Origin of the sequence: Ferrovibrio sp. MS7 (assembly GCF_038404985.1) — a bacterium.
Taxonomy (GTDB): Bacteria; Pseudomonadota; Alphaproteobacteria; order Ferrovibrionales; family Ferrovibrionaceae; genus Ferrovibrio; species Ferrovibrio plantarum.
On sequence record NZ_JBBKBA010000004.1, the window covers coordinates 96,548 to 119,948 of the forward strand.

23 protein-coding genes are annotated in these 23,401 nt (G+C 63.1%); 7 read left to right on the top strand and 16 right to left on the bottom strand.

What is annotated here, in order from left to right:
• Window positions 1-40 precede the first annotated feature (40 nt).
• A complete protein-coding gene (locus V6B08_RS21085; RefSeq protein WP_341984697.1) occupies window positions 41-682 on the top strand; it encodes a TetR/AcrR family transcriptional regulator in 642 nt (213 codons plus the stop codon).
• Window positions 683-721: 39 nt separating this feature from the next.
• On the opposite strand, the gene guaA is transcribed toward V6B08_RS21085, so the two are convergent.
• The 8 genes from guaA to V6B08_RS21125 all read right to left on the bottom strand — a co-directional run bounded on the left by guaA (window position 722) and on the right by V6B08_RS21125 (window position 9,315).
• Complete coding sequence (guaA, locus tag V6B08_RS21090; RefSeq protein ID WP_341984700.1) at window positions 722-2,281, bottom strand: glutamine-hydrolyzing GMP synthase; 1,560 nt, start codon at window positions 2,279-2,281, stop codon at window positions 722-724.
• Between the two features lie 62 nt (window positions 2,282-2,343).
• On the bottom strand, window positions 2,344-2,829 hold the full coding sequence (locus tag V6B08_RS21095; protein ID WP_341984701.1) for a tetratricopeptide repeat protein: 486 nt from the start codon (window positions 2,827-2,829) through the stop codon (window positions 2,344-2,346).
• Window positions 2,830-2,887: 58 nt separating this feature from the next.
• Complete coding sequence (locus tag V6B08_RS21100) at window positions 2,888-4,162, bottom strand: RsmB/NOP family class I SAM-dependent RNA methyltransferase (RefSeq protein ID WP_341984702.1); 1,275 nt, start codon at window positions 4,160-4,162, stop codon at window positions 2,888-2,890.
• A gap of 4 nt (window positions 4,163-4,166) precedes the next feature.
• The gene (gene guaB, locus V6B08_RS21105) at window positions 4,167-5,630 is read right to left on the bottom strand and encodes an IMP dehydrogenase (protein WP_341984703.1); all 1,464 of its coding nucleotides are present in this window, start codon (window positions 5,628-5,630) and stop codon (window positions 4,167-4,169) included.
• Window positions 5,631-5,655: 25 nt separating this feature from the next.
• A complete protein-coding gene (locus V6B08_RS21110; protein ID WP_341984704.1) occupies window positions 5,656-6,357 on the bottom strand; it encodes a transglutaminase-like domain-containing protein in 702 nt (233 codons plus the stop codon).
• A gap of 62 nt (window positions 6,358-6,419) precedes the next feature.
• Window positions 6,420-7,127 (bottom strand): RlmE family RNA methyltransferase, encoded by a 708-nt coding sequence (locus tag V6B08_RS21115; protein WP_341984705.1) that lies wholly within the window; start codon window positions 7,125-7,127, stop codon window positions 6,420-6,422.
• Window positions 7,124-8,140, bottom strand: coding sequence for a Ppx/GppA phosphatase family protein (locus V6B08_RS21120; RefSeq protein WP_341984706.1), 1,017 nt, complete (start codon window positions 8,138-8,140; stop codon window positions 7,124-7,126). The genes V6B08_RS21115 and V6B08_RS21120 overlap by 4 nt, the downstream gene beginning before the upstream one ends.
• Before the next feature lie 137 nt (window positions 8,141-8,277).
• Window positions 8,278-9,315 carry a LysM peptidoglycan-binding domain-containing protein gene (locus tag V6B08_RS21125; protein ID WP_341984708.1) on the bottom strand — a complete coding sequence of 346 codons (1,038 nt, stop codon included), beginning with the start codon at window positions 9,313-9,315 and terminating at the stop codon, window positions 8,278-8,280.
• A 149-nt stretch (window positions 9,316-9,464) separates the two neighbouring features.
• Between V6B08_RS21125 and V6B08_RS21130 the strand changes: the two genes are divergently transcribed.
• Window positions 9,465-10,148: a cytochrome b/b6 domain-containing protein gene (locus V6B08_RS21130; RefSeq protein WP_341984709.1), complete on the top strand. Its 684-nt coding sequence runs from the start codon at window positions 9,465-9,467 to the stop codon at window positions 10,146-10,148.
• Window positions 10,149-10,215: 67 nt separating this feature from the next.
• Here V6B08_RS21130 and V6B08_RS21135 read toward each other — a convergent pair whose 3' ends face one another.
• The gene (locus tag V6B08_RS21135) at window positions 10,216-10,674 is read right to left on the bottom strand and encodes a c-type cytochrome (protein WP_341984711.1); all 459 of its coding nucleotides are present in this window, start codon (window positions 10,672-10,674) and stop codon (window positions 10,216-10,218) included.
• Between the two features lie 229 nt (window positions 10,675-10,903).
• On the opposite strand from V6B08_RS21135, the gene V6B08_RS21140 reads away from it, so the two are divergent.
• Entirely contained in the window at window positions 10,904-11,485 is a 582-nt protein-coding gene (locus V6B08_RS21140) for an LOG family protein (protein WP_341984713.1), read from the top strand.
• Between the two features lie 178 nt (window positions 11,486-11,663).
• On the top strand, window positions 11,664-12,875 hold the full coding sequence (locus V6B08_RS21145; RefSeq protein WP_341984715.1) for an NADP-dependent isocitrate dehydrogenase: 1,212 nt from the start codon (window positions 11,664-11,666) through the stop codon (window positions 12,873-12,875).
• A 93-nt stretch (window positions 12,876-12,968) separates the two neighbouring features.
• Here the strand turns inward: V6B08_RS21145 and V6B08_RS21150 are convergent, their stop codons facing one another.
• Complete coding sequence (locus V6B08_RS21150; protein ID WP_341984717.1) at window positions 12,969-14,132, bottom strand: acyl-CoA dehydrogenase family protein; 1,164 nt, start codon at window positions 14,130-14,132, stop codon at window positions 12,969-12,971.
• Window positions 14,133-14,256: 124 nt separating this feature from the next.
• Between V6B08_RS21150 and V6B08_RS21155 the strand changes: the two genes are divergently transcribed.
• The gene (locus V6B08_RS21155) at window positions 14,257-14,985 is read left to right on the top strand and encodes a winged helix-turn-helix transcriptional regulator (protein ID WP_341984719.1); all 729 of its coding nucleotides are present in this window, start codon (window positions 14,257-14,259) and stop codon (window positions 14,983-14,985) included.
• Between the two features lie 107 nt (window positions 14,986-15,092).
• Here the strand turns inward: V6B08_RS21155 and V6B08_RS21160 are convergent, their stop codons facing one another.
• Window positions 15,093-15,299 (bottom strand): cold-shock protein, encoded by a 207-nt coding sequence (locus tag V6B08_RS21160; RefSeq protein WP_341984721.1) that lies wholly within the window; start codon window positions 15,297-15,299, stop codon window positions 15,093-15,095.
• Between the two features lie 267 nt (window positions 15,300-15,566).
• On the opposite strand from V6B08_RS21160, the gene V6B08_RS21165 reads away from it, so the two are divergent.
• On the top strand, window positions 15,567-16,082 hold the full coding sequence (locus V6B08_RS21165) for a hypothetical protein (RefSeq protein ID WP_341984723.1): 516 nt from the start codon (window positions 15,567-15,569) through the stop codon (window positions 16,080-16,082).
• Between the two features lie 63 nt (window positions 16,083-16,145).
• On the opposite strand, the gene V6B08_RS21170 is transcribed toward V6B08_RS21165, so the two are convergent.
• Entirely contained in the window at window positions 16,146-17,054 is a 909-nt protein-coding gene (locus tag V6B08_RS21170; RefSeq protein ID WP_341984725.1) for a LysR family transcriptional regulator, read from the bottom strand.
• A 147-nt stretch (window positions 17,055-17,201) separates the two neighbouring features.
• On the opposite strand from V6B08_RS21170, the gene V6B08_RS21175 reads away from it, so the two are divergent.
• Window positions 17,202-17,639 (top strand): DoxX family protein, encoded by a 438-nt coding sequence (locus V6B08_RS21175; RefSeq protein ID WP_341984727.1) that lies wholly within the window; start codon window positions 17,202-17,204, stop codon window positions 17,637-17,639.
• 214 nt (window positions 17,640-17,853) lie between these two features.
• Here the strand turns inward: V6B08_RS21175 and V6B08_RS21180 are convergent, their stop codons facing one another.
• The 4 genes from V6B08_RS21180 to V6B08_RS21195 form a co-directional block, all read right to left on the bottom strand.
• Window positions 17,854-18,420 (bottom strand): hypothetical protein, encoded by a 567-nt coding sequence (locus tag V6B08_RS21180; RefSeq protein ID WP_341984728.1) that lies wholly within the window; start codon window positions 18,418-18,420, stop codon window positions 17,854-17,856.
• A gap of 222 nt (window positions 18,421-18,642) precedes the next feature.
• On the bottom strand, window positions 18,643-19,818 hold the full coding sequence (locus V6B08_RS21185; protein WP_341984729.1) for a cyclic nucleotide-gated ion channel: 1,176 nt from the start codon (window positions 19,816-19,818) through the stop codon (window positions 18,643-18,645).
• Between the two features lie 37 nt (window positions 19,819-19,855).
• Window positions 19,856-22,501 (bottom strand): alanine--tRNA ligase, encoded by a 2,646-nt coding sequence (gene alaS / locus V6B08_RS21190; protein WP_341984730.1) that lies wholly within the window; start codon window positions 22,499-22,501, stop codon window positions 19,856-19,858.
• A gap of 295 nt (window positions 22,502-22,796) precedes the next feature.
• Window positions 22,797-23,393 (bottom strand): hypothetical protein, encoded by a 597-nt coding sequence (locus V6B08_RS21195; RefSeq protein ID WP_341984733.1) that lies wholly within the window; start codon window positions 23,391-23,393, stop codon window positions 22,797-22,799.
• Window positions 23,394-23,401 lie beyond the last annotated feature (8 nt).

Below are 23,401 nucleotides of genomic sequence, written 5' to 3' on the forward strand. Positions count from 1 at the left end.
CGTCGTTGCATTTTTATAGGCGTTGCCTTAAAGTTCCAGCATGGAAATGCCCGCCCTCACCGCTGGCGAAGACCCCTCGTTCCGAGGCCAGATTCTCGAGGCTGCTCGCGCTCAGTTGCGGCGGTTCGGCGCCGCGAAGACCAATGTCGTCGATATCGCCCGCGCGCTCGGGACGTCGCATACCACGATCTATCGTCACTTCCGCTCGAAGGCGGACATCTTCGATGCCGTGGTCGCGGAAGCCATGCGCGACGAAGAGGAAGCGGCACGCCGTTTCGTGCATGTGGATGGGCCGGCGGCCGAACGGCTTGAGGCCATGGTGCTGGCCCTGCACGCCCGCAAGCGCGAGCGTTTCGCCGGCGACCCGGAGGTCTACCAGCTCTATCGGCGCATCGTTGAGGAACGGCCAGACATCATAGCCGCCTATGCCCGCGCGATGACAGCGCTCATCGCCGAGATCATTGCAGACGGCGTCAAGCGGCGGGAGTTCAAGGTCGATGACGTCGCGGCCGCGGCCGGCGTGGTGCGGGATGCCGTCACCGTCTTCGTGCATCCGGCGCATGTCGAGGCAGCCGTAAAGGCGGGTCTGCCGGTCGAGACGATGGCAAGTAATGTGATCCGCAGCCTAATCGCCGCCTTCGGCACCGGCATGCAATACCGGCAGGCTAGCCCGGAAAGCTAACCGCCGGCTTGGCGCAGCCGCAAAGATGCCCGGCTGAAATCACTCCCACTCAATCGTGCCGGGCGGCTTCGACGTGATGTCGTAGGTGACGCGGTTGACGCCACGCACTTCGTTGATGATGCGGGTGGCGACGCGGCCGAGGAATTCGTGCGGGAACGGGAAGTAATCCGCCGTCATGCCATCCGTCGAGGTGACGGCGCGCAGCGCGCAGGCCTGATCATAGGTGCGGCCATCGCCCATCACGCCAACGGTGCGGACCGGCAGCAGCACGGCAAAAGCCTGCCAGATGGTGTCGTAAAGCCCCGCCTTGCGGATTTCATCGATATAGACCGCATCGATGTTGCGCAGCAGGTCGAGCTTTTCCTTGGTGATATCGCCCGGAATACGGATGGCGAGGCCCGGACCGGGGAAAGGATGGCGCCCCACCAGCGTTTCCGGCAGGCCGAGTTCGCGGCCCAAGGCGCGGACTTCATCCTTGAAGAGTTCGCGCAGCGGCTCGACCAGCTTCATGTTCATGCGTGCCGGCAGGCCACCGACATTGTGATGCGACTTGATGGTGACGCTGGGGCCGCCATGGAAGCTGACGCTTTCGATCACATCCGGATAGAGCGTGCCTTGCGCCAGGAATTCGGCGCCGCCGATCTTCTTGGCCTCCGCCTCGAACACATCGATGAACAGGCCGCCGATGGTCTTGCGCTTCACTTCCGGATCGGTGATGCCGGCAAGCTTGCTGAGGAACAGGTCAGACGCGTCGCTATGCACCAGCGGGATATTGTAATGCTCGCGGAACAGGGTGACGACCTCGTCGGCCTCGTTCTTGCGCAGCAGGCCGTGATCGACAAAGACGCAGGTAAGCTGATCGCCGATGGCTTCATGGATCAGCACGGCGGCCACGGAAGAATCGACACCGCCGGAAAGGCCGCAGATCACCCTGCCCTTGCCGACCTGGGCACGGATCTTCTCGATGGCTTCCTGGCGATAGGCCTTCATGGTCCATTCGCCCTGGCAGCCGGCGACATTGCGCACGAAATTGCGCAGCAGCTTGGCGCCATCGGGGGTATGCACCACTTCCGGGTGGAACTGCACGCCGTAGATGCGGCGCTCGTCATTGGCGATGGCCGCGAAAGGCGCGCCCTCGCTGGTGGCGACGACGCGGAAGCCATCGGGGATGCGCGTCACGCGGTCGCCATGGCTCATCCATACCTGATGCTTCTCGCCCTGGCCCCAGATGCCCTCGAACAGCGCGCAGGTTTCCTTGATCTCGATGAAGGCGCGGCCGAATTCGCGGTGATGGCCGGCTTCCACCTGGCCGCCCATCTGGGCGCAGATGGTCTGCTCGCCATAGCAGATGCCGAAGACCGGCAGGTTCATGCCGAACAGCATCGCCGGGGCGCGCGGGGAATCGCCTTCAATGGTGGAGGCTGGCGAGCCGGAAAGGATGACGCCCTTCAGCACGCCATGCGGACTTTCGGCCTTCAGCGCCTCTTCCGCCTTCTGGAACGGCACGATCTCGCAATAAACGCCGGCCTCGCGCACCCGGCGCGCGATCAACTGGGTAACCTGGGAACCGAAATCGACAATAAGAATACGCTCAGCCATCGGCGCCGCTTGCCTTTCTTCACAAATGCCAACGGCGCCGGGGGTCTACCGGCACGGCACCGTCAGCTCGGTTTGGCTGCCTTGTAGGCAGCGATCTTGTTCTTCAGTTCGGTATATTCGGCGCAGCCGAAGGCACACAGGCTGTCGAGCCGCTTCAAATGCTCTTCCGCCTTGGCCAGGTCGTTCACCTTGAGATAGGCCTCGCCGATATATTCATGGGCGCCCTTGTGGCGCGGATCGATCTTCAGCGCCTCGTTATAGGCGGCGAAGGCGGCGGTATAGTCGCCATTGTTGCGCTGGGCATAGCCAAGCCAGTTGAAGGCATCGGCATTCTTGGCATCCTTCGCCACCACAGCCTGGAACAGCGGCACGGCGGCGGCCCAGTCCTTGCGGTCGATGGCTTTCTTGCCTTCGGTGAAATTCGGATCGACCGGCTTGGCGGCTTCGGTCGGCGCGCTGGGGCTGGGGCCCATGGCGAGCACGGGCATGGCAAGGCCCAAGGCAACAGCCAGAGTGGCAGCGGAGGTAAGACGGGAAATGCGGCGCATGAGATGGGCCCTTTCAGCTTCATCCATTATATCCGCCCCCATGGTCCTGCCACCACCATCAGCCGCGCCGCTGCAGCACGGCGGCGAAAAAGCCATCCGTACCATGCCGCAACGGGGTCAGCGCCAGACGGTCGCCGGCCAGGGGACAGGCTGTGGATAAGCCTTCCTCCCAGGCCTGCGCCAGGGGAATCGGCGTCACTTCGCCGTGAGCCAGGATGTCGTCCACGGGAGCGTCATTCTCCGGCGGCAGGATCGAGCAGGTGGCATAGACCAGCCGCCCGCCCGGCTTGAGCAGCTTCACCCCTTGTGCCAGCAGGCCGCGCTGCGCCGCCTGCAGGTCGTCGAGCGCCGCCGGGCCGAAGCGCCAGCGGGTTTCCGGGTTGCGCCGCCAGGTGCCGCTGCCCGTGCAGGGCACGTCCAGGAATACCCGGTCCGCCTGCCCCTCCATGGCTTCCAGCAGAGCCGGCAGCTTTTCCGCCGCCGCCGTCTCGACAATACCGATGCCGGCCCGCGCCAGGCGGGGTTTCAGCCGGTTGAGGCGGCGGAAATCATGGTCGGCAGCCACCAGCCGGCCGCGATTCTTCATCTGCGCCGCCAGTGCCAAGGTCTTGCCGCCAGCCCCGGCGCAGAGGTCGATCACGGTTTCGCCGGGCCTGGCGCCAAGCAGCAGCGCGGCGATCTGCGCCGCCTCGTCCTGCGGTTCGATCAGGCCATCGAGGTAGAGCGGGTGCTGCTCCAGCCGCACCTGCTGCTGCAGCCGGATGCCGAGCGGCGACAGCGTCGTCGGCGCGGCTTCGATACCTTCCGCCTGCAACTGCCGCAGCATTTCATCGCGGTTGGTCTTGAGCGTGTTGACGCGCAAGTCCAGCGGCGCGCGGCCATTCAAGGCCTTGAGTTCGGCTTCCGCTTCAGAGCCGAAACGTGCCTCGCAGAGCGCGGTGAGTTCCGGCGGCAGGTTGACCCGCGCCCAGAGCGGTGCGGCATCATTGGCCGGCAGGCGTTGCAAAGCGGCGATCTCGTCGTCGCTCAATTGCTGCGGCGCGTATTTCGAACTGTCGCACAGCGCCTGCCATTGTTCCGGCGATATGGCGGGATCGGCCATGGCGAAAAGGCGTGGCGTCAGCGGCGCCTCGGCCTGCTGCAAGCGCCAGCGCCGCATGCCCTGCTCGCGCAGGGCGGTATACACGGCTTCCGCGATGGCGCGGCGATCCTTGGCGCCGGCATAGCGGTTCTTGCGCTGCCAATCCAACAGCAGGCGGTCCGCCGCCTGATTCGAGCCCAGCACGCCGCCGAGGATTTCGATGCTGGCGGCGAGGCGGGCGGCCGGCGTCACTGGATCAGCTATCCTGCCGGTAGTTCGGCGCCTCGCGCGTTATCGCCACGTCATGCACATGGCTTTCGCGCAGGCCGGCCGAGGTGATGCGCAGGAAATTGCAGCGCGTGCGCATCGATTCCATGTCGCCATTGCCGGTATAGCCCATGGCGGCGCGCAGGCCGCCGACAAGCTGATGCAGGATGGTGCCGACCGGGCCCTTGTAGGGCACGCGGCCCTCGATGCCTTCCGGCACCAGCTTGAGCTTGTCGTTCACTTCCTGCTGGAAGTAGCGGTCGGCTGAGCCGCGGCCCATGGCGCCGATGGAGCCCATGCCGCGATAGGACTTGTAGGAACGGCCCTGGTAGAGGAACACCTCGCCCGGCGCCTCGTCGGTGCCGGCCAGCAGCGAGCCGATCATGCAGGTGCTGGCACCGGCAGCGATGGCCTTGGCGACGTCGCCGGAGAACTTGATGCCGCCATCGGCGATCACCGGCACACCGGATTTTTGCGCCACTTCCACCGCATCGATCACGGCGGTGAGCTGCGGCACGCCGACGCCGGCGACGATGCGCGTGGTGCAGATCGAGCCCGGGCCGATACCGACCTTCACGGCATCGACACCGGCATCGATCAGCGCCTTGGCGCCTTCGGAGGTGGCGACATTGCCGCCCACCACCTGGGTGCGGTTCGAGCGCTTCTTGATTTCCGCAATGGTGCGCAGCACGCCGGCGGAATGGCCATGCGCGGTATCCACCACCAGCACGTCGACGCCAGCCGCGATCAACGCGGCGGCACGTTCCAGGCCGTCCTCGCCCACCGAGGTGGCGGCGGCAACACGCAAGCGGCCCTGCTCGTCCTTGGCGGCATTGGGGTATTTCTGCGCCTTCTCGATATCCTTCACGGTGATCAGGCCGACGCAGCGATACTGATCGTCCACCACCAGCAGCTTTTCGATACGCGCCTGATGCAGCAGCCGCTTGGCCTCTTCCATGCGAACGCCCTCGCGCACCGTGACCAGGCGGTCCTTGGTCATCAGCTCGCGCACCGACTGCGCCATATCGGTGGCAAAGCGCACATCGCGGTTGGTCAGGATACCGACCAGCTTGCCGCCCGCGCTTTCGGTCACCGGGATGCCGTGGATGCCGTAGCGCTCCATCAGCGCCAGGGCATCGGCCAGCGTGGCATCCGGCGCGATGGTCAGCGGGTTCACCACCATGCCGCTTTCAAACTTCTTCACCGCCGAGACTTCGCGCGCCTGTTCCTCGATGGAGAGGTTCTTGTGGATCACGCCGATGCCGCCGGATTGCGCCATGGCAATGGCCATCTTGGCTTCGGTGACGGTATCCATTGCCGAGGAGATCAGCGGGATGTTGAGTTCGATGCCGCGCGTGACGCGGGTGCGGGTATCCACCTGGCCGGGCAGCACTTCCGACGCGGCGGGCGCCAGCAGCACGTCATCGAATGTATAGGCTTCACGAAACTGCATTGCCGCTCTCCTTAAAAGCTGCCGCTCAACCGCGCTGCGCCGCTTCGGCCTCGGCGGCGAAATCGCCGCCAGGCATCGGCGCACCGGCCGTGTGCATCATGTTCGGGTAATACTTCTTCATGCCGGCGAGCCACTCGACATAGGGCAGGTCGGCGAATTGTCCACGATCGGTCACGTATTCCATGTGGCGCCGGTTATCGGCGTCGTAGGCATGGAAAACCGAGTCCGTCTCGCCATCGAATTCCAGCGGCTTGACGCGGAATTTGTCGCACAGCTCGATGTTGAAGGCGGGCGTTGCCTTCACCCAGCGGCCTTCAATCAGCAATTCCGTGTAGCCGTGGAAATGGAAGATGTCGGTGCCCATCATCTCCAGCAGGCGCGGCGTGGCGAGATGGTTCTTCACATCGGCGAAGCCAAGCCGCGACGGGATGCCGGCGGCGCGGGCCACGGCGGCCAGCAGGATCGCCTTCGAGACGCAGAAGCCACGGCCACGCTCGACCACATGGCCGGCGCTCATGCCCTTGGGCGAATAATCGATCGAATAGGGATCGTAGAGGAAGCGGTCGCGCACCGCGTAGTAGATGGCGATTGCGCGCTGCTTCAGATCGGTGATATGGCCGAACTCGTCGGCCAGGGCGCGCACGCGCGGATTATCGCTATCGATGAAGGTGGTGGCGGCAAGGTAGGCCTGCTCCACCGCATTGCCGGATTGATCCGACGCGGCCATAGGGAGACTCCGTTGTTCCTTGCCGCGGAGGATATAAGCCGGTTTCCGGCTGCCGTAAAGCGCTACTCTTGCGGATTCGCATTTCCCCGGTAACCCACGGCAACGACATAGCTTTCAGCGCTGTCGGCGCGGCTGGCGGGGGGTTTTACATGGCGCACGGTGCGATAATCCCGCTTCAAACCGGCGAGAAGCTGATTCTCCGTGCCGCCGCGCAGCACCTTGGCGACGAAGCTGCCGCCTGGCGCCAGCACCCGGCGGGCCAGATCCGCCGCCGCCTCGCAGAGCAGCATGATGCGGATATGGTCGGTCTGGCGGTGGCCGGTGGCTGGTGCCGCCATATCGGACATGACCAGATCGACCTGGCCGCCAAGCAGCTCCATCACCTTGGTATCGGCGCCTTCGGAGAGGAAATCGAGCTGGATCACCGTGGCGCCGGGCAATTCCTGCATCGGGCTGATATCCACGGCCAGCACCGGCGGGCCTTCCTTCTTGCCGCTTTTCACGCGCTCGACCGCCACTTGCGTCCAGCCACCCGGGCAGGCACCAAGATCGACCACGCGGGCACCGGGTTTCAGGAAGTGAAACTTGTCGTCCAGTTCGATCAGCTTGTAGGCGGCGCGGCTGCGATAGCCCTGCGCCTTCGCCGCCTGCACATAAGGATCGTTGAGCTGCCGCTCCAGCCAATGCTGCTGCGACACGGTGCGGCCGCGCTTCTTCTTCAGCGACACATGCGTGCGGTTCTGGCCCGGGCCGGAGGAACGCGTGGTCATGCCCCGCCCCTTTGCTGGCGCATCAGTTCTAGCAGCACGCCCTCGCGCACGCCGCGATCCGCCACGCGCAGGCGCGGCGCCGGCCAGAAGCGGTGCAGCGCTTCCAGAATGGCGCAGCCCGCCACCACCAGATCGGCACGTTCCTCGCCGATGCAGCCATGCTTGGCGCGATCCGGCACACTCATGGCAGCCAGTTTTTGCGACTGGTCGATCACGGCGGGGAATTCCAGCCAGCAGCCATCCACCAGGCGGCGCTCGTAGCGCGGCAAGCCAAGCAGCACACCGGCCAGCGTGGTGACGGTGCCGGACGTGCCGAGCACCTGCACCTTGCCGGCGCGCATGGCGGGGCCGAGATTATGCCGCGCCTCGAAGGGTTCGAGCTTGGCGGCGACCTCGTTGATCATGCCGATGTAGGAGCCGGATTCGGTATCGCCGGCGCCCCAGCGTTCGGTGAGGTTCACCACACCGAAAGGCAGCGAGATCCAGTCCAGCACCTCGGTGCGGCGGCGCGGACCGACGCGCGCCCACATCACTTCCGTGGAGCCGCCGCCGATATCAAACACCACCGCCTGATTATGACTCGGCTCCAGCAGCGGCGCGCAACCGGCCAGCGCCAAGCGAGCCTCCTCGGCGGTGGAGATGATGTCGAACTGGATGCCGGTGACAGCCTTCACTTCATGCATGAACTCGATGCCGTTCTCGGCACGGCGGCAAGCTTCGGTGGCAACCGCGCGGGCAATGGTGACACCGCGCCGCGCCATCTTCTCGGAGCAGATTTTCAGCGCCGCGATGGTGCGCGCCATGGCGGCATCGGACAGCCGCCCGGTAGCCGCCAGCCCCTCGCCCAGCCGCACGATGCGCGAGAAGGCTTCGACGACGCGGAAATTGTCGCGGTTCGGGCGCGCGATCAGCAGGCGGCAATTGTTGGTGCCCAGATCCAGCGCAGCATAGACCGGGGCCGAGCGCGGCGCGGTGCCGGCGCCCGCCTCTTGCCGTGCGCCCCCGGCAAACACTCCGGGAGCGGAATTCCTGTTGCTCGACTTGTCCACAGAGTGATTGTAGCGCGACAGGCCAGCCAGCATAAGTGCCGGGCCAGTTACGATGATAGCTGGCCGCGATAACGGCCAGCCCGGAAAACCAGCAAGGTTTTCTACTGCTTCGGCTTCGGCGCGGCGCCGCTGCTACCGGCAGCGCCCGGCGGCACGGCAAAGATCTGGCCCGGATAGATCAGGTCCGGGTCCTTGATCTGGCTGCGGTTGGCTTCATAGATCTCGGTGTATTTCGGGCCATCGCCGTAAACACGGCGGGCGATGCGCCACAGGCTGTTGCCCGGCTGCACCACCACGCTGCCATCGGACAGCTTGATATCTTCCGGCGAGGCGCGCTGGAACGGCATTTCGAGCCGCGATGCAACCCGGCCGCCGGCCTGCTCCACCTGATCGACCCGCATCGAATAGATGCCCGGTTCCACGCGCTCGGTGGGGCGCAGCACCCATTTGCCACTCGAATCCGCCGTGGCGACGCCGATCGGCGCGTTGTTGAGATAGACCTGCACGGTGGCGCCGGGCTGGGCGCGGCCGGAGAGAATCAGGTTGCCGTCCTGATCATACTCGATGGAATCGAGCGACAGGCCCTTGCGCGCCGGGTCGAGCGGACCGGCCACCGGGCCTTGCAGCAGACGGCTGGCACCTTTCAGCGGCGTCAGCACGGCGATGGCCTGCTCGCCGCTGGCATTGGGATCGCATTCCGGCACCACGGCGACCACGGAGGCTTCGGCCCTTACAACCTCCTGTCCAGGAAACTGGGATTCAAGAGTGAATTCCTGGTTGCCCTTCTCCAGCGGCAGATCAGGCACCAGCACCCATTCGCCACGGCTATCGGCGGTAACGCGGCCAAGTTCGCGCGCACCGGTCTTCACCACCACAACGGCACCGGCCAGCGCACGGCCGGCAAACACGGCAGCGCAATTGCGGCTGATGCGCACGACATCGAAACTGGGCGGCACGCGGCGGGCATCGGGCGGCGGCGGCGCGGGCGCAGGTGCGGGCGGCGGCAGCGGCGGCGCGGAGCCGACCACCTGCTGCGGCGTGACTCCGCGCTTGTTCGGATCGTCGGCGAAAAAGATCACCGCCAGAATGCCAAGGATGGCGAGCCCGAGTAGCGTGAAGAAGAACTTACTGCCCCGCACAGCGCGCCTCGCACGAAAGTTTGATCAATCAGCGGCTTAACTTAATCGCCGCCACCCCGGTCAGGGAGATTAAGACCTCGCCAAGATACCCGCAACTGCCTAAGCTTAAAGCAACCACAAATCATCCTGCCTGCATTCATGAGCCTCGCATGACTGATCAGTCAACCACCCCAACCCTCTCCGTTCCGGTATGGGACCTGCCGACCCGGCTGTTCCACTGGGTCCTGGTCATCGCGGTCTGCGTGCTGTTCTACACCGGCCTGCAGGGCAAGCTGGACCTGCATATGAAATTCGGCCAGTTCGTGCTCGGCCTGCTGCTGTTCCGGCTGATCTGGGGTTTCATCGGGAACCGCCAGGCCCGTTTCAGCGACTTCATCGCCGGCCCGGCTGCTGCCATCGCCTATCTGCGCGGCCTGTTCGGCAAGGGCGGCCCGAAATATCTCGGCCATAACCCGGTGGGCGGCTATGCCGTACTGCTGATGCTGGCTTTGCTGCTGGTACAGGCCAGCACCGGCCTGTTTGCCAGCGACGACATCGCCACTGACGGGCCGCTCTATTCCAAGGTCTCCAGCAGCCTCAGCGCCCGGCTTTCCACCCTGCACCGGCTGGGTTTCGACGCCCTGCTGGTGATCATCCTGATCCACCTGGCGTCCAACGCCTTCTACCTGCTGGTGAAGCGGGAAAACCTGATCACCCCGATGGTGACAGGGAACAAAAGCGTTGCGGAAACGCTGCCGGCCCCGGTGAAGGCTGCCGGCCCGATCACCGCGCTGGTGATCTTCGTGGTCTGCGAAGCGGTGGTGTTCGGCGGCATTGCCTGGCTGGCGAAATGACAAAAAAGGGCGCGGCATGCCGCGCCCTTCCTGTCGTCTCAGCCCTGGGGCTTAGTCGTTGCGGCCCTTAGTCGTTGCGGTAGGCGCGATGGCAGGCGCCGCAGGTGCCGCCGAGCGCGCCGAAACCGGCCTTCACGGCATCCATGTTGCCGGCCTGGGCAGCGGAGGCGAGCGCCGTGGCGGCATCTTCCGCAGCCTTCATCTTGGCGGTGAAATCGGCCATGTTGGCCCAGATTTCGGCCTTGGCCTTGGTCTCGCCCTTGTCCGAACCGGCGGGGAAATGCGCCACCTGCTTGCCAGCCTGGCCGGCAATGGCCTGGGCCGGGGCAACGGCATTGGCGGCCGGACCGTTATCGTCCACCACCTTCTTGATCGCCCCCATCGACACGCGGAAGACCTGGAAGCCGTCCTTGCGGGCCTTGATCGCGTCAGCCTGGGCAAAGGCATCGCTGCCAACCAGACCGCCAAACGCAGCAAGTGCGCCGCAAATCGCCGCGGCAAGCGCGGCCTTACGCCAAATAGCCATTGTTTTCCCTCTCTGTTCCCCGGCTGCTGGTCCGAGTCCGGCGGACTATAACAAACTGCCGCCATTGCCCGCCCTGGCAGTTTTGTGAAGTCACGAAAAATTTAGCCGGGAATAAACCGCCGCCTCGATTGTCTGTAGCGATTGTCCAGGTTCGCCCGGCTACTGGCATGCCGGGGCGAAATGGGCTAGGCAACGGGCTACAGCCCCAGCCTGAAATGCGGTGCCCGCCATGTCGATCCGTTCCGTCTGCGTCTATTGCGGCTCCAGCCTCGGTGAGAGCCAGTCCTACCAGGCCCAGGCCGAAATCCTCGGCCAGTTGCTCGGCAAGAACGGCATCCGGCTGATCTATGGCGGTGGCCGCATCGGCCTGATGGGCGTGGTGGCCGATGCAGCCATGAAGGCCGGCGGCGAGGTGGTGGGCATTATCCCGCACCACCTGCATGACTGGGAGGTCGGCCATACCGGCCTGACCGAACTGCACGTGGTCGACTCCATGCATGTGCGCAAGCAGATGATGGTGGAGATGAGCGATGCCTTCATTGCCATGCCCGGCGGCATGGGTACGCTGGACGAGCTGTTCGAGGTGATCACCTGGAAGCAGCTTAAACTGCACGACAAGCCGATCCTGGTGCTGAACGTGGAAGATTACTGGCACCCGCTGCTGGCGCTGATCGACCGCGTGATGGAGCGAGGCTTCGCCCGGCGCGGGGCGCGCGGCTTCTTCGACGTGGTGGAAGATGCCGAGGCGGCCCTGAAGCTGCTGCAGGCGGCGCCGGAGCCGCAGCGCCCGGACCGTGCCGAGAAAATCTAGGGCCGAGAAGATTTAGAAACCGGGGCAGCGCCCGTAAAAGCCGAGCTTTTCTCAACCAGGGTGCATCAAATCTCAAGCCCGGAACGGCGCTTTCGGGCCTTTCCCGTCCGGGCCGGGAAGTGTTAGTTTCCCGCCACTCCTTTTCCACCCGCTTGTATAAGCCCAAACGAGGACCGCAATGGCGAAAATCAAGGTGAAGAACCCCGTCGTCGAGCTCGACGGCGACGAGATGACCCGCATCATCTGGAAGTTCATCAAGGAGAAGCTGATCCTCCCCTATCTTGATGTCGACCTGCTCTACTACGATCTCGGCGTCGAATACCGCGACCAGACCAACGACCAGGTGACCATCGATTCCGCCCATGCCATCCTGAAGCATGGCGTCGGCGTGAAATGCGCCACCATCACCCCGGACGAACAGCGCGTCGAAGAGTTCAAGCTCAAGGAAATGTGGAAGTCGCCGAACGGCACCATCCGCAACATCCTCGGCGGCACCATCTTCCGCGAACCGATCATCTGCAAGAACGTGCCGCGCCTGGTGCCGCACTGGAACGACCCGATCGTGGTCGGCCGCCATGCCTTCGGCGACCAGTACCGCGCCACCGATTTCCGCTTCCCCGGCAAGGGCGTGCTGACCGTCAAGTTCGTCGGCGAAGACGGCAGCGTGATCGAGAAGGAAGTGTTCAAGGCCCCGGGTTCGGGCGTCGCCATGGCGATGTACAACCTGGATGACTCGATCCGCGACTTCGCCCGCGCCTCGATGAACTACTCGCTGGTGCGCGGCTGGCCGCTGTATCTCTCCACCAAGAACACCATCCTCAAGGCCTATGACGGCCGCTTCAAGGATCTGTTCGAGGAAGTCTACAGCAAGGAATTCGCCGACCAGTTCAAGAAGGCCGGCATCACCTACGAACACCGCCTGATCGACGACATGGTGGCCTGCGCCATCAAGTGGAGCGGCAAGTTCGTGTGGGCCTGCAAGAACTACGACGGCGACGTGCAGTCCGACGTGGTGGCTCAAGGGTACGGTTCGCTCGGCCTGATGACCAGCGTGCTGATGACCCCGGATGGCAAGACCGTGGAAGCGGAAGCGGCGCATGGCACCGTGACCCGCCACTACCGCGAACACCAGGCTGGCCGCGAGACCTCGACCAACCCGATCGCCTCGATCTTCGCCTGGACCCGTGGCCTGATGCATCGCGCCAAGCTGGACAACAACCCGGACCTGGATAAGTTCGCGCACACGCTGGAGAAGGTCTGCGTCGAGACGGTGGAAGCCGGCTTCATGACCAAGGACCTGGCGATCCTGATCTCGAAGGATCAGCCCTGGCTGACCACCCAGAAGTTCCTCGACAAGATCGACGAGAACCTCAAGGCGGCGCTGAAGTAAGCCTATCCAACTTCACGTCTGGCCCGCCCCACGGGCCAGTAGACAAGAACGCCCCGGCCGCAAGACCGGGGCGTTTTTTGTTGGCACACCTGGTTATGCCGCGTCGCGGCCATCAGCATCCAGGCCAAGCGCCAGACGACCTGCAAGACGCTGCTGCGGCAATTGGGTGAACGGGTGATACCGTGCTGCCTGCAGGTCACGGAACAGTCGTTCAATGCGGTTGGCGCGGTAGAAGGCACTCCCTCCGGCAGCATCCAGCGCCAGACTGGCAGCATCGAGCAGATGCTGGGTCATCACGCGCTTCAGCGTCAACACTTGCGCCGAGGTTGCGGGCGCTGGCCGAGCGTTGTCGCCCAGTTCCAGCAGGGCATCATGCGCTGCCGCCATGCCGGCCATGGCAGCCCCCAGTGCCCCGATCTGCAGCTGTGTATCAGCATCGGCGCGGCGCTTCACCGCCATGTCGATCACCTCCTGCTGCAGCCGCTCGGCAACGCCACGATAGACGCTATAGATCAGCGGGAACGCGATCTTGGTGACGAGGTGGAAAAACGGATGCCACTGCCCGGCAGTACGGCGCACAGCAATCGCCGCCTCCGGCACGAACACATTTTCCAGCACCACATCCTGCGAGCCGCTGGCGCGCATGCCGAGCGTCTGCCAGGTGCGCTCGATACGCAGGCCTTCGCTCCGCATCGGAATCGCAGCATGCAATACTGTGTCCCCAGTCACGGCCATGGTCATCAGCAGATCGCCGGCTTCTGCGCCGCTGACAAAACGCTTGCGGCCGGAAATCCTGAAACCGCCCTCCACTGCCTTCGCTTCGCCGGACCCGTTGAGCCAGTCGTTGCCGCCGGTCGAGAGCAGCATCAGTTGCTCGGAGGCAATACGCTTGAGCAGGCCATCAACCGGTGCCTTCTCATGCTGCCAGCGCCAGACGGCAGCCGCCATCGGGTGCATGTGCATGGCCAGCGCCAGCGCGGTGCCGCTGCAATGGCGGCCCAGTTCGCGCAGGCAATCGGCAAGGTCACGGTAACTGGCGCCACCACCGCCGAGTTCAAGCGGCACACCGGCGGACAGCACCCGAGCGGCCTTCAATGCGGCGAAGTTATCGGCCGCGAAGCGATCCCCGGCGTCAAGATCAGCGGCCCGGCGGGCAAAGTCGCGCCCCAGCTCTGACGTGCAATCGAATAGGGCCTGCCCCGCCAGCGCCGAGCCAGTCACGGTTGACTTGTGTTGATTCAAATTCGCAATACTCATGGGTATCTGGTCCTTATGGGAATGGTTACGGGCGCGGGACATTGGCCGGGAGTCGGCTCGCGCTAAAGTTCAAATTTGGAACTAGGCACGGCTGGCGGTTCGCGATAAATGTGGCAGCATGGCCATGCGATACGGAACATTCTGCCCGGCGGCGAAAGCCGCCGAGGTGATCATGGGGCGTTGGACTCTGCTGATTCTCAGCGAGATGATGCTCGGCAGCGAGCGCTTCTCGGATATTCAGCATGGTGTACCGCTGATGCCGCGCAGCCTGCTGGCGCGGCGGCTGAAAGAGCTGGAGCAGAATGGCCTGATCCGACGCGAGGCGATCACAGGTGGCCGTGGCAACCGCTACCTGCTCACCCCTGCCGGCGATGGCCTGCGGCCACTGATCGATCAATTGGTGAATTGGGGACAGGAATGGCGGATGCCATTTCTGGACAAGCGCGACCGCAATGTCAGCTATCTGATGTGGAGCGTGCGGCGCATGGTGCTGGCGCAGTTGACGCCGCAGGATAATGCGGTGATCGGCTTCGAATTCACCAACCTGCCGCGCCGCGACCATAAGCTGCGGCAATGGTGGCTGGTGTTGCGCGAGGGCAATGCCGATCTCTGCATTACCGATATGGGCTTCGAGCCGGGGCTGATGCTGCATGCCGATCTCGAGGCATTCACCCAAGTGGTGATGGGCCTGGCCAGCCTGGCTGAAGCGCGGCGGCAAGGCAGCATTCGGATCAACGGCGATGCCGGCCTGATGGCGCGGCTGGCCGGCTGGCTGCGCCTCGCCGAACCGCCACGGCCGAATTTTCCGGTCTTCTCGCGCCCGGATGACGACAGCAAGGCTTGCGTTGCCTGAACCCCGGCAAGCGACAGACAGCCCAGAGCAAAAAACAGGCAAACAAAAAAAGCCCGGCGGGATCGCTCCCGCCGGGCTCTTATTTTTCAGCGCGAGGCTGAAGCGGCTTAGAGCAGCTTCAGGTTCGCGGCCGAGGACTTGCCACGCTCCGTGACAATGTCATAGCTCAGCTTCTGACCGTCCTTCAGACCGGTCAGGCCAGCGCGCTCGACGGCCGAGATATGAACGAACACGTCGCTGCCGCCAGCTTCCGGCTGGATGAAGCCGTAGCCCTTGGTGCCGTTGAACCACTTGACCGTGCCTTTGTTGGACATGGTGTCTCCTTAATCGTCTCGTGTTAAAGGGCGCCAGGCAACTCTGCCTGCCGCGTCATACGTCATGTAGGGTAGGGTAGGCTCGGCGCTCGATCAGAGCGTTTGGAGAGCAGGCCGAACCGGTAGAGCGGAATGACCTCATCACAATCGCCTCTGCCGGCAACAATTTCAAGTGCTTCGCTGCCGGCAAAAAAAGTATTTGAGAATGATTTGCAATTTCATGTGAGCGGCGTATGATCGGGCTCCCACCCACCCGAGGGAGTCGCCATGCCGATGCCGTTCATCGAACCGAGTTACCCGGTCAACACCGAGGTCGCCGCGTTGCGGACGGCGGAATTATTCGGCATGGCGGCTTTCCGGCTGTGGGCCGCCCCCTACCTGGAACCCGAGCTCGAGCATCCCGACTGGCGCCAGGGCTTCGCGGCCGCCGGTATCGGCTGCGGCGGCTTAGGGGGATTCGACACCCTGATGCTGCTGCTCACTTCCGCCGTCGTGCGGCCACTGGAAGCGCGCTGCCTGACCTGCAAATCCTTGAGCGGCGACGAGGGCCTGTTCCTGCAACTGCTCTCCCACCTGCAGCAAAGCCGCGCCGACCTGGCCGCCGCCGTGCTGGGGCAATGGCTGCCGCCCGCCGCCGTGCGCGTGGCGCTGGAACCGGCCGAGGCGCTGGCCGAGGCCATGGCCGGCGCCGGCCTGATGCTGCCGCGCCGCCGTGCGCTTGATGCAACGGATCAGGTGCTGCACAGCCTGCATGCTGGGCCGCAGCTCGTCTGGGTACATTAGATTTATGCAATAAAATTATTAAATTCATATATTTATTATAAATATATGAATTGATGAATTACTTTAAGACGACGTGCCTTCGAGCAGGCCGCGGGCCTCCGCGAAGCCCTCACCTATCAGATCAAAGAAGGCCCGCACCCGGGCGGTGCGGCGCAGATCGGTATGGGTGACGATCCAGAGTTCGCGGCCCAAAGCGGCCACGGGTGCCTCGGTCAGCCGGGCCAGATCCGGCTCCGGATCGCCGAGATAGCAGGGCAGCACCGCCACCCCCATGCCGGCTTTGACGGCGACGAACTGGTTCAGCAGGCTGGATGACCGGTAGACGAAGGCGGCTTCCGGCGCCCGTGCGTTGAGCCAATCGGCGGCGTTGATACCGCTCATCCCCTGCTCCCAGCCGATCAGCGGCAGGCCTTCCAGGCTCTCCGGCTCCGGGCCCAGCCGGGGCAGCCCGGCCACCAGCTCGCGCTTGCCAAACAGGGTCCAGCCGATGGTGCCGAGCCGGCGGCCATGCAGGTCGCCCTCCCTGGGGCGCAGCGCCCGAAGCGCCACATCGGCCTCGCGGCGGGAGAGACTTAAGATCCGGTTGTCCACCGCTAGTTCCACCTGGATGCCGGGATGCAGGCAGCGGAAGCGGCCGATCAGCGGGGTGAGGATGCGGAAGCCCAGCGTCTCGGAAGCCGTCACCCGCAGCCGACCGGTGAGCTGCTGGTCATGGCCAAGGATCTCGCGGTCCAGCGCCGCCGCCTCGGTCTCGATCCGCTCGGCGCTGGCCGCCATGCGCTCGCCGGCCTCGGTGGGGGCATAGGCGCCGGCCGGCAGCCGCTCGAACAACCGCACGCCCATTTCCTCCTCCAGGGCGGCCAGCCGGCGAAACGCCGTGGAATGGTTCACCCCCAGCGCCTTGGCCGCCCCGGTCAGGTTGCCTGCACGGACCACCGCCAGCACCAGCCGCAGATCATTCCAGTCCTGCATACCCCTCACCCCACCCAAATGGCTTGCTTGCATATACGCAAGTATAGTTTCCAAATTTGTCGATGGATTTGCAAGATTATCCGCCCTTATTTGAGGTCATCGAGTTCACCCCCACCCGTTCAAGCCCCCCCTTCAAGGAGACCTGTCATGCTCAGCTTCCTGCAAAACCCCACTCCCGCCCAGCGCGAAGCCGGCATCGGCCTGCTGCGCATCAGCCTCGGCGTCATGTTCCTGGCCCATGGCCTGCTGCTGAAGGTGCTGACCTTCGGCATGGCCGGCACCGCCGGCTTCTTCGTTTCGCTCGGTCTGCCGGCCTGGACCGCCTATGCCACTGCCGGCGGCGAGATCATCGGCGGCGTGCTGCTGATCCTCGGGATCCTGACCCGCCCGGTGGCGCTGGCCCTCACCCCGATCCTGCTCGGCGCCCTGGTGGTGCATGCCGGCAATGGCTGGGTGTTCAGCGCGCCGAATGGCGGCTGGGAATATCCGGCCTATCTGGTGGTGCTGACCCTGGCCCAGGCCCTGCTCGGCACCGGCGCCTTCGCCGTCAGCTTCGGCCGCGCCAGCCGCCCGGTCACGGCCTAAGGTTCGTCCTGCAATAAAAAAAGACAGCGGCTTTCAAAGCCGCTGTCTTAAGCTATTCAGTCACCGGCCCTGTGCCAGTGCTTATTAAAGGCCTAGATAAACTTGTTAATGCTCCCGAATGAGCTAAAGACCATATAAAAAATCCATCCAACTAAATAAAACTTGTATGTACGGAAATACAGTCCTCCGAGACTGCCTTCCCAATCATCTTTTCTTATTCGGATGATAGTTTCTGCGCATTGAGCCCCTTCTTAACAAGAGCAACAAAATCATCTTTCAATTTCTGAATATTATTCGCAAGAGTAATTAAATCCTTCGTTGGCATATCAACCCGCAGGTAGCGAAGAGTCTTCTTTGCTGTCACTTCAAACCTGGTTGGCTGTTGAGCATTTTCTAAGTGCCAAACATCATGCACGGCTCGGTTTCTCTGTTCGCTAAGGCCTATCACTCTTTCCTTGAAAAATTTTTCCAACTCTTTGCAGGCTTTTGAATCGAAAGAGGTCTGCTTCATCAATGAGAGCAGGGCATTTGATTTTGGTCCAACGCCAATCATTTGTGCGGTGAAGCAAGCAGCTATTTCTTCATCGAGATCGGCTATGAAGGCGCTTGTTACATCTATCGCCGCTTCAAATTCGTTCCAATTCGCAGCTACCCGACCAATAGCAGCATAATGGGCTGCCCTATCTAGACCGTCAGCCATGCTTTTGAGTATTGCGGGGTCAGTTGGCGCGATTTGGCTTAATAGAGTTGGCGGAAACTCTCCTTGATCGTTGTGTGTCATTATGTCTTTTCCCCATCGAGTCTGACAAAGAATACAACGATGCGCACTTCTTAGTGCACCAATGTTCAGTATTGGGTACCACTCGATTGCAATTAAGGCACTGCATTTTGCGTGTGCAAAATTCTACGCCTAAAAATGCAAAAAACGATAGAGAACTGAAAGTGTCATTGAAATCATTGAGATGTGTACTGATTTGAAGATTACGCCCTTTTCTTTTGCGTTTTAGGTCGTCGGCACGCCGTCCGCCCGCTCCTGCTGTCGGGCAATGGCGACGCGGTTGATCTGCTCGCGGATATCGGGGTGGATTTCCAAGAGCCGCTCGAATTCCGCCACCCCAAGCGCGAGCAGCCGGCATTCCGTCAGGCTGCGCACGGTGGCGGTGCGGCGGGTATGGCGCAGCAGCGCGACCTCGCCGAAATGCTGGCCCTCGCTCAGCACCACCGGGTTGGGCTTGATATCGACCTCGACCTCGCCGGCCATGATGAAGAACATCGCCTCGGCGCGATCATCCTTGCGCACAATCACCGTGCCGGCTGGCACCACCTGGGGCCGCAGCAGGCCGGCAATCTCGGCGATGTTGGTGGCATTGAGATGGGCGAAGATCGGCAGGGCAGCCACGGCGCGCCAGGTGACGATGAATTCGCGCCGCTTGATCTCTTCCGCGAAACCGGAGGCAAGCAAACCGGCGGGGATGGCGAACATGGCGATGCCGAGCAGCATGACGAAGCCACCGAACAATTTGCCCAAGGCCGTCACCGGCACCATGTCGCCATAGCCGACCGTGCCCATGGTGACGATGCCCCACCACAGCGCATGCGGGATCGAGGCGAAGATCTGCGGCTGTGCCTGGCGCTCGAGCACATACATGACGCAGGAAGCCATCACCAGCAGCACGCCCAGTGCCAGGAAGCCGGCGATCAGCGGCCGTGCCTGGCCGCGCAGCACGGTGGCGACCAGGGCCAGGCCCGGCACATAGCGCACCAGCTTGAACAGGGTGAGCATTTCCAGCACCAGGAACCAATCCTGCGGCAGCGGGATGATCAGGTTGATCCAGAACGGCAGGATCACCAGCAGATCGACGATGCCGGCCAGCGAGCGCAGGTAGCGCAGCCGCATGGTGCGGTCCTGAATGCGCAGCTCGCCGGCATATTCCGGCGCCACCCAGATGCGCAGCAGATATTCGATGGTGAACAGCAGGTCGGTGGCTTCGCGGGCACGATCCAGCAGCGCAATGGCGCGCGCATCCATTTCCGGCATCGTCACCAGCAGGATGGCGATGGCGCAAGCCAGCACCGCCACCAGGATGAGCGTGGAAATAATGCGATGCCCAGCCGAGGGCATCTCCCGGCCATCGGCCAGAAGATCGAAACAGCGCCGACGCCAGGTCAGCGCCGTCATGGCGTTACGCACCCATCACGTTATGCACCCCAATTCGCTAAGCACTGAGCGCGCTGGCTACGGCCTCGAAGGCCTTCTCAGCGCCGCTGGGATCGGCACCGCCGCCTTGAGCGAAATCCGGCCGGCCGCCGCCGCCCTGGCCGCCGATGGCCGGCGTCAGCACCTTGATGAGATTCGCCGCCGAATAGCGCCCGGTGAGATCATCGGTAACGCTGACCACGGCGGCAATCTTGCCATCCACTTCGGAGGTGAGCACCACCACGCCGGAGCCGATTTCCTTCTTCTTGGCATCGGCCATGGCGCGCAGGTCCTTGGCCGGAATGCCCTTCAGGCTCTGGGCCGCAAACTTGATGCCGCCGATATCGCGCACGGCGGAAGCGGCAGCCACGGTGCCGGTGGTAAGCTGGCGGCGCAGTTCGGAAAGCTCGCGCTCGAGCTTGCGGCGCTCCTCAAGCAAGGCCACCAGGCGCTGCGGCACTTCCTTAGGCTGGGCCTTCAGCGCATCGGCAGCGGCGCGCAGCGTTTCTTCCTGCTCGGCGAAATAGGCCCGCGCCGCTTCGCCGGTCAGCGCCTCGATGCGCCGCACGCCGGCCGCCACCGCGCCTTCGTTGATGATCTTGAACAGCGCGATATCGCCGGTGCGCTTCACATGCGTGCCGCCGCAAAGCTCAACCGAGTAATCCTTGCCATCCGCCTGCTTGCCCATGGAGAGCACGCGCACCTCGTCGCCATACTTCTCGCCGAACAAAGCCATGGCGCCGGCGGCAATCGCCTCGTCCGGGGTCATCAGGCGGGTGGTGACGGCATCATTCTGCCGGATCATGGCATTGACCTCGGCTTCCACATCGGCGGCCTCGGCAGCCGACAGCGCCTTGGGATGGCTGATATCGAAGCGGAAGCGATCCGGCGATACCAGAGAGCCCTTCTGCGTCACGTGATCGCCGAGGCGACGGCGCAAAGCGGCATGCAGCAGATGCGTCGCCGAATGGTTCGAGGCAATCGCCGCGCGGCGCGTCGCATCCACGGTCAGGATGCTCATGTCGCCAAGCTTCACACTGCCTTCCACCACCTTGCCGATATGGGCATGCAGCGCACCAAGCTTCTTCTGCGTATCCGACACCTCGACCTTGGCGCCCGAGGCGGTGACGATCACGCCACTATCGCCCATCTGGCCGCCGGACTCGCCATAGAACGGCGTCTGGTTCAGCACGATGGCAACCTCGGTCCCGGCCTTGGCCTCGGTCACCGGCTTGCCATCCACCACGATGGCATCGATGCGGCCTTCGGCGGCCTGGGTGTCGTAGCCGAGGAATTCGGTGGCGCCCTGCTCTTCCTTGATCTCGAACCACACCTTTTCGGTGGCGGCTTCGCCCGAGCCGGCCCAGGCCTTGCGCGCCTCGGCCTTCTGCGCCGCCATCGCGGCCTGGAAGCCATCGAGGTTGACGTTGATGCCGCGCGGGCGCAGCGCATCCTGGGTCAGGTCGAGCGGGAAACCATAGGTATCGTAGAGCTTGAAGGCGACTTCGCCGGGCAGCATGTCGCCCTTGCTCATGCCGGCGCTGGCTTCGTCCAGCAGCTTGAGGCCACGGTCCAGCGTCTGCTTGAAGCGGGTCTCTTCCAGTTTCAGCGTCTCGGAAATCAGCGCCTCGGCGCGGCCCAATTCCGGATAGGCGCGGCCCATCTCGCCGACCAAAGCCGGCACCAGGCGGTGCATCAACGGCTCCTTGCAGCCCATCAACTGCGCATGGCGCATGGCGCGGCGCATGATGCGGCGCAGCACATAGCCACGACCCTCATTGGAGGGCAGCACGCCATCGGCGATCAGGAAGCAGGAGGAACGCAGATGGTCGGCGATGACGCGGTGGCTCACCTTGTGCTCGCCATCGGCGCTGGCCTTGGAGAATTCGGCCGAGGCCTCGATCAGCGCCCGCATCAGGTCGATGTCGTAATTGTCGTGCTTGCCCTGCATCACGGCGGTGATGCGCTCAAGCCCCATGCCGGTATCGATGCTGGGCTTGGGCAGCGAGACGCGCTGCTCCTTGGTCACCTGCTCGAACTGCATGAAAACGAGATTCCAGATCTCGATATAGCGGTCGCCATCGGCTTCCGGCGAACCCGGCGGGCCACCCCAGATCTTGTCGCCGTGGTCGTAGAAAATCTCGGAACACGGACCGCAGGGGCCGGTATCGCCCATGGCCCAGAAATTGTCCGACGTGGCGATGCGCACGATGCGCTCATCGGGCAGGCCGGCCACCTTCTTCCACAGATCGAACGCCTGATCGTCGTCGTGATAGACGGTCACCCACAGCTTGTCCTTGGGCAGGCCGTATTCCTTGGTGATCAGGTTCCAAGCCAGCGGGATGGCCTCTTCCTTGAAATAGTCGCCGAAGGAGAAGTTGCCGAGCATTTCAAAGAAGGTGTGGTGACGGGCGGTGTAGCCGACATTGTCGAGGTCGTTATGCTTGCCGCCGGCGCGCACGCATTTCTGCGAGGTCGCGGCGCGGGTATAGGGGCGCTTCTCCTGGCCGGTGAACACATTCTTGAACTGCACCATGCCGGCATTGGTGAACATCAGGGTCGGGTCGTTGCGCGGCACCAGCGGCGAGGATTCCACCACCGCATGGCCGTTCTTGCCGAAATAATCCAGGAAGGCCTGGCGGATATCGCTGGCGGAGGTGGTCATACGCTTCCCCTGATCCCAAAATCCCGATAGCTGCACCTGCGGGTGCCGGCCGGGCCGGTTCCGCCCTGCCCCGGCACTCAAGCCGAGAGGACGCAACTGCCGGAACGGCAACGCTTTTTCCGCTGCCGGCAGCCCCAATGGGCAGCCCGCAGCCGGACCGCAGTTTTTACCGCTTCAAGACAACACCTGTCCAGGGCAAATGTTCCGGGAGTGTTTCGGGTGGGAACGGGGGGGCAGTCCCTATAAGTTAATTATTCGATCTTTATCAAACTACCTACGGCGAGGAGAGAACTAATCACTTCGACCGATCTCGCGCTGCATTCAGCCCCTTGAACTGATTTGCGCCTCTTCTTAGCCAAAGCTTTGCCGCTCTCGCACCAACATGAATATCTCTGTGCGACGTAGTTCGTGTGTATGGGTTTAGGATAATGACATTAAAATTTTCCTTAGAGTACTCAACTGATAACGGATCAAGTTCGTAGTCGATCCAATGTTCTTTCGGAATGGCGATCAACGGAAGTTGCCGTGACATTTCGGGAAACACTTTGTTTTTGTCTTGTCGCCCCCAAGTGGGAATTATGCCGTCGGCTGCGGCCTGCCGAATGCCTTCACATAAATCCAGAAGCTCAATACTCTTTGGGCTAAAGTCCCAACCACTTTTTTGAGCGAGAATGTAAAGCTCTTTAATTGGCAGTCTTGTGCTTGGTGAAAAAAAAGCATCCCAATGAAATGAAACTACAGCCCATTGTCCTATGCTCCAAAGGATCAAAAACAACCCAATAAGAAACAAAACTTGCCACAACCAGATCGGGACGCCCGGAAATGCTTGTGGTGCTGCTAGTGCGATAACATCTAGTCCTAAGCCTGATGGCAATCCCACTCTTGGCTGCATAGTTCTTT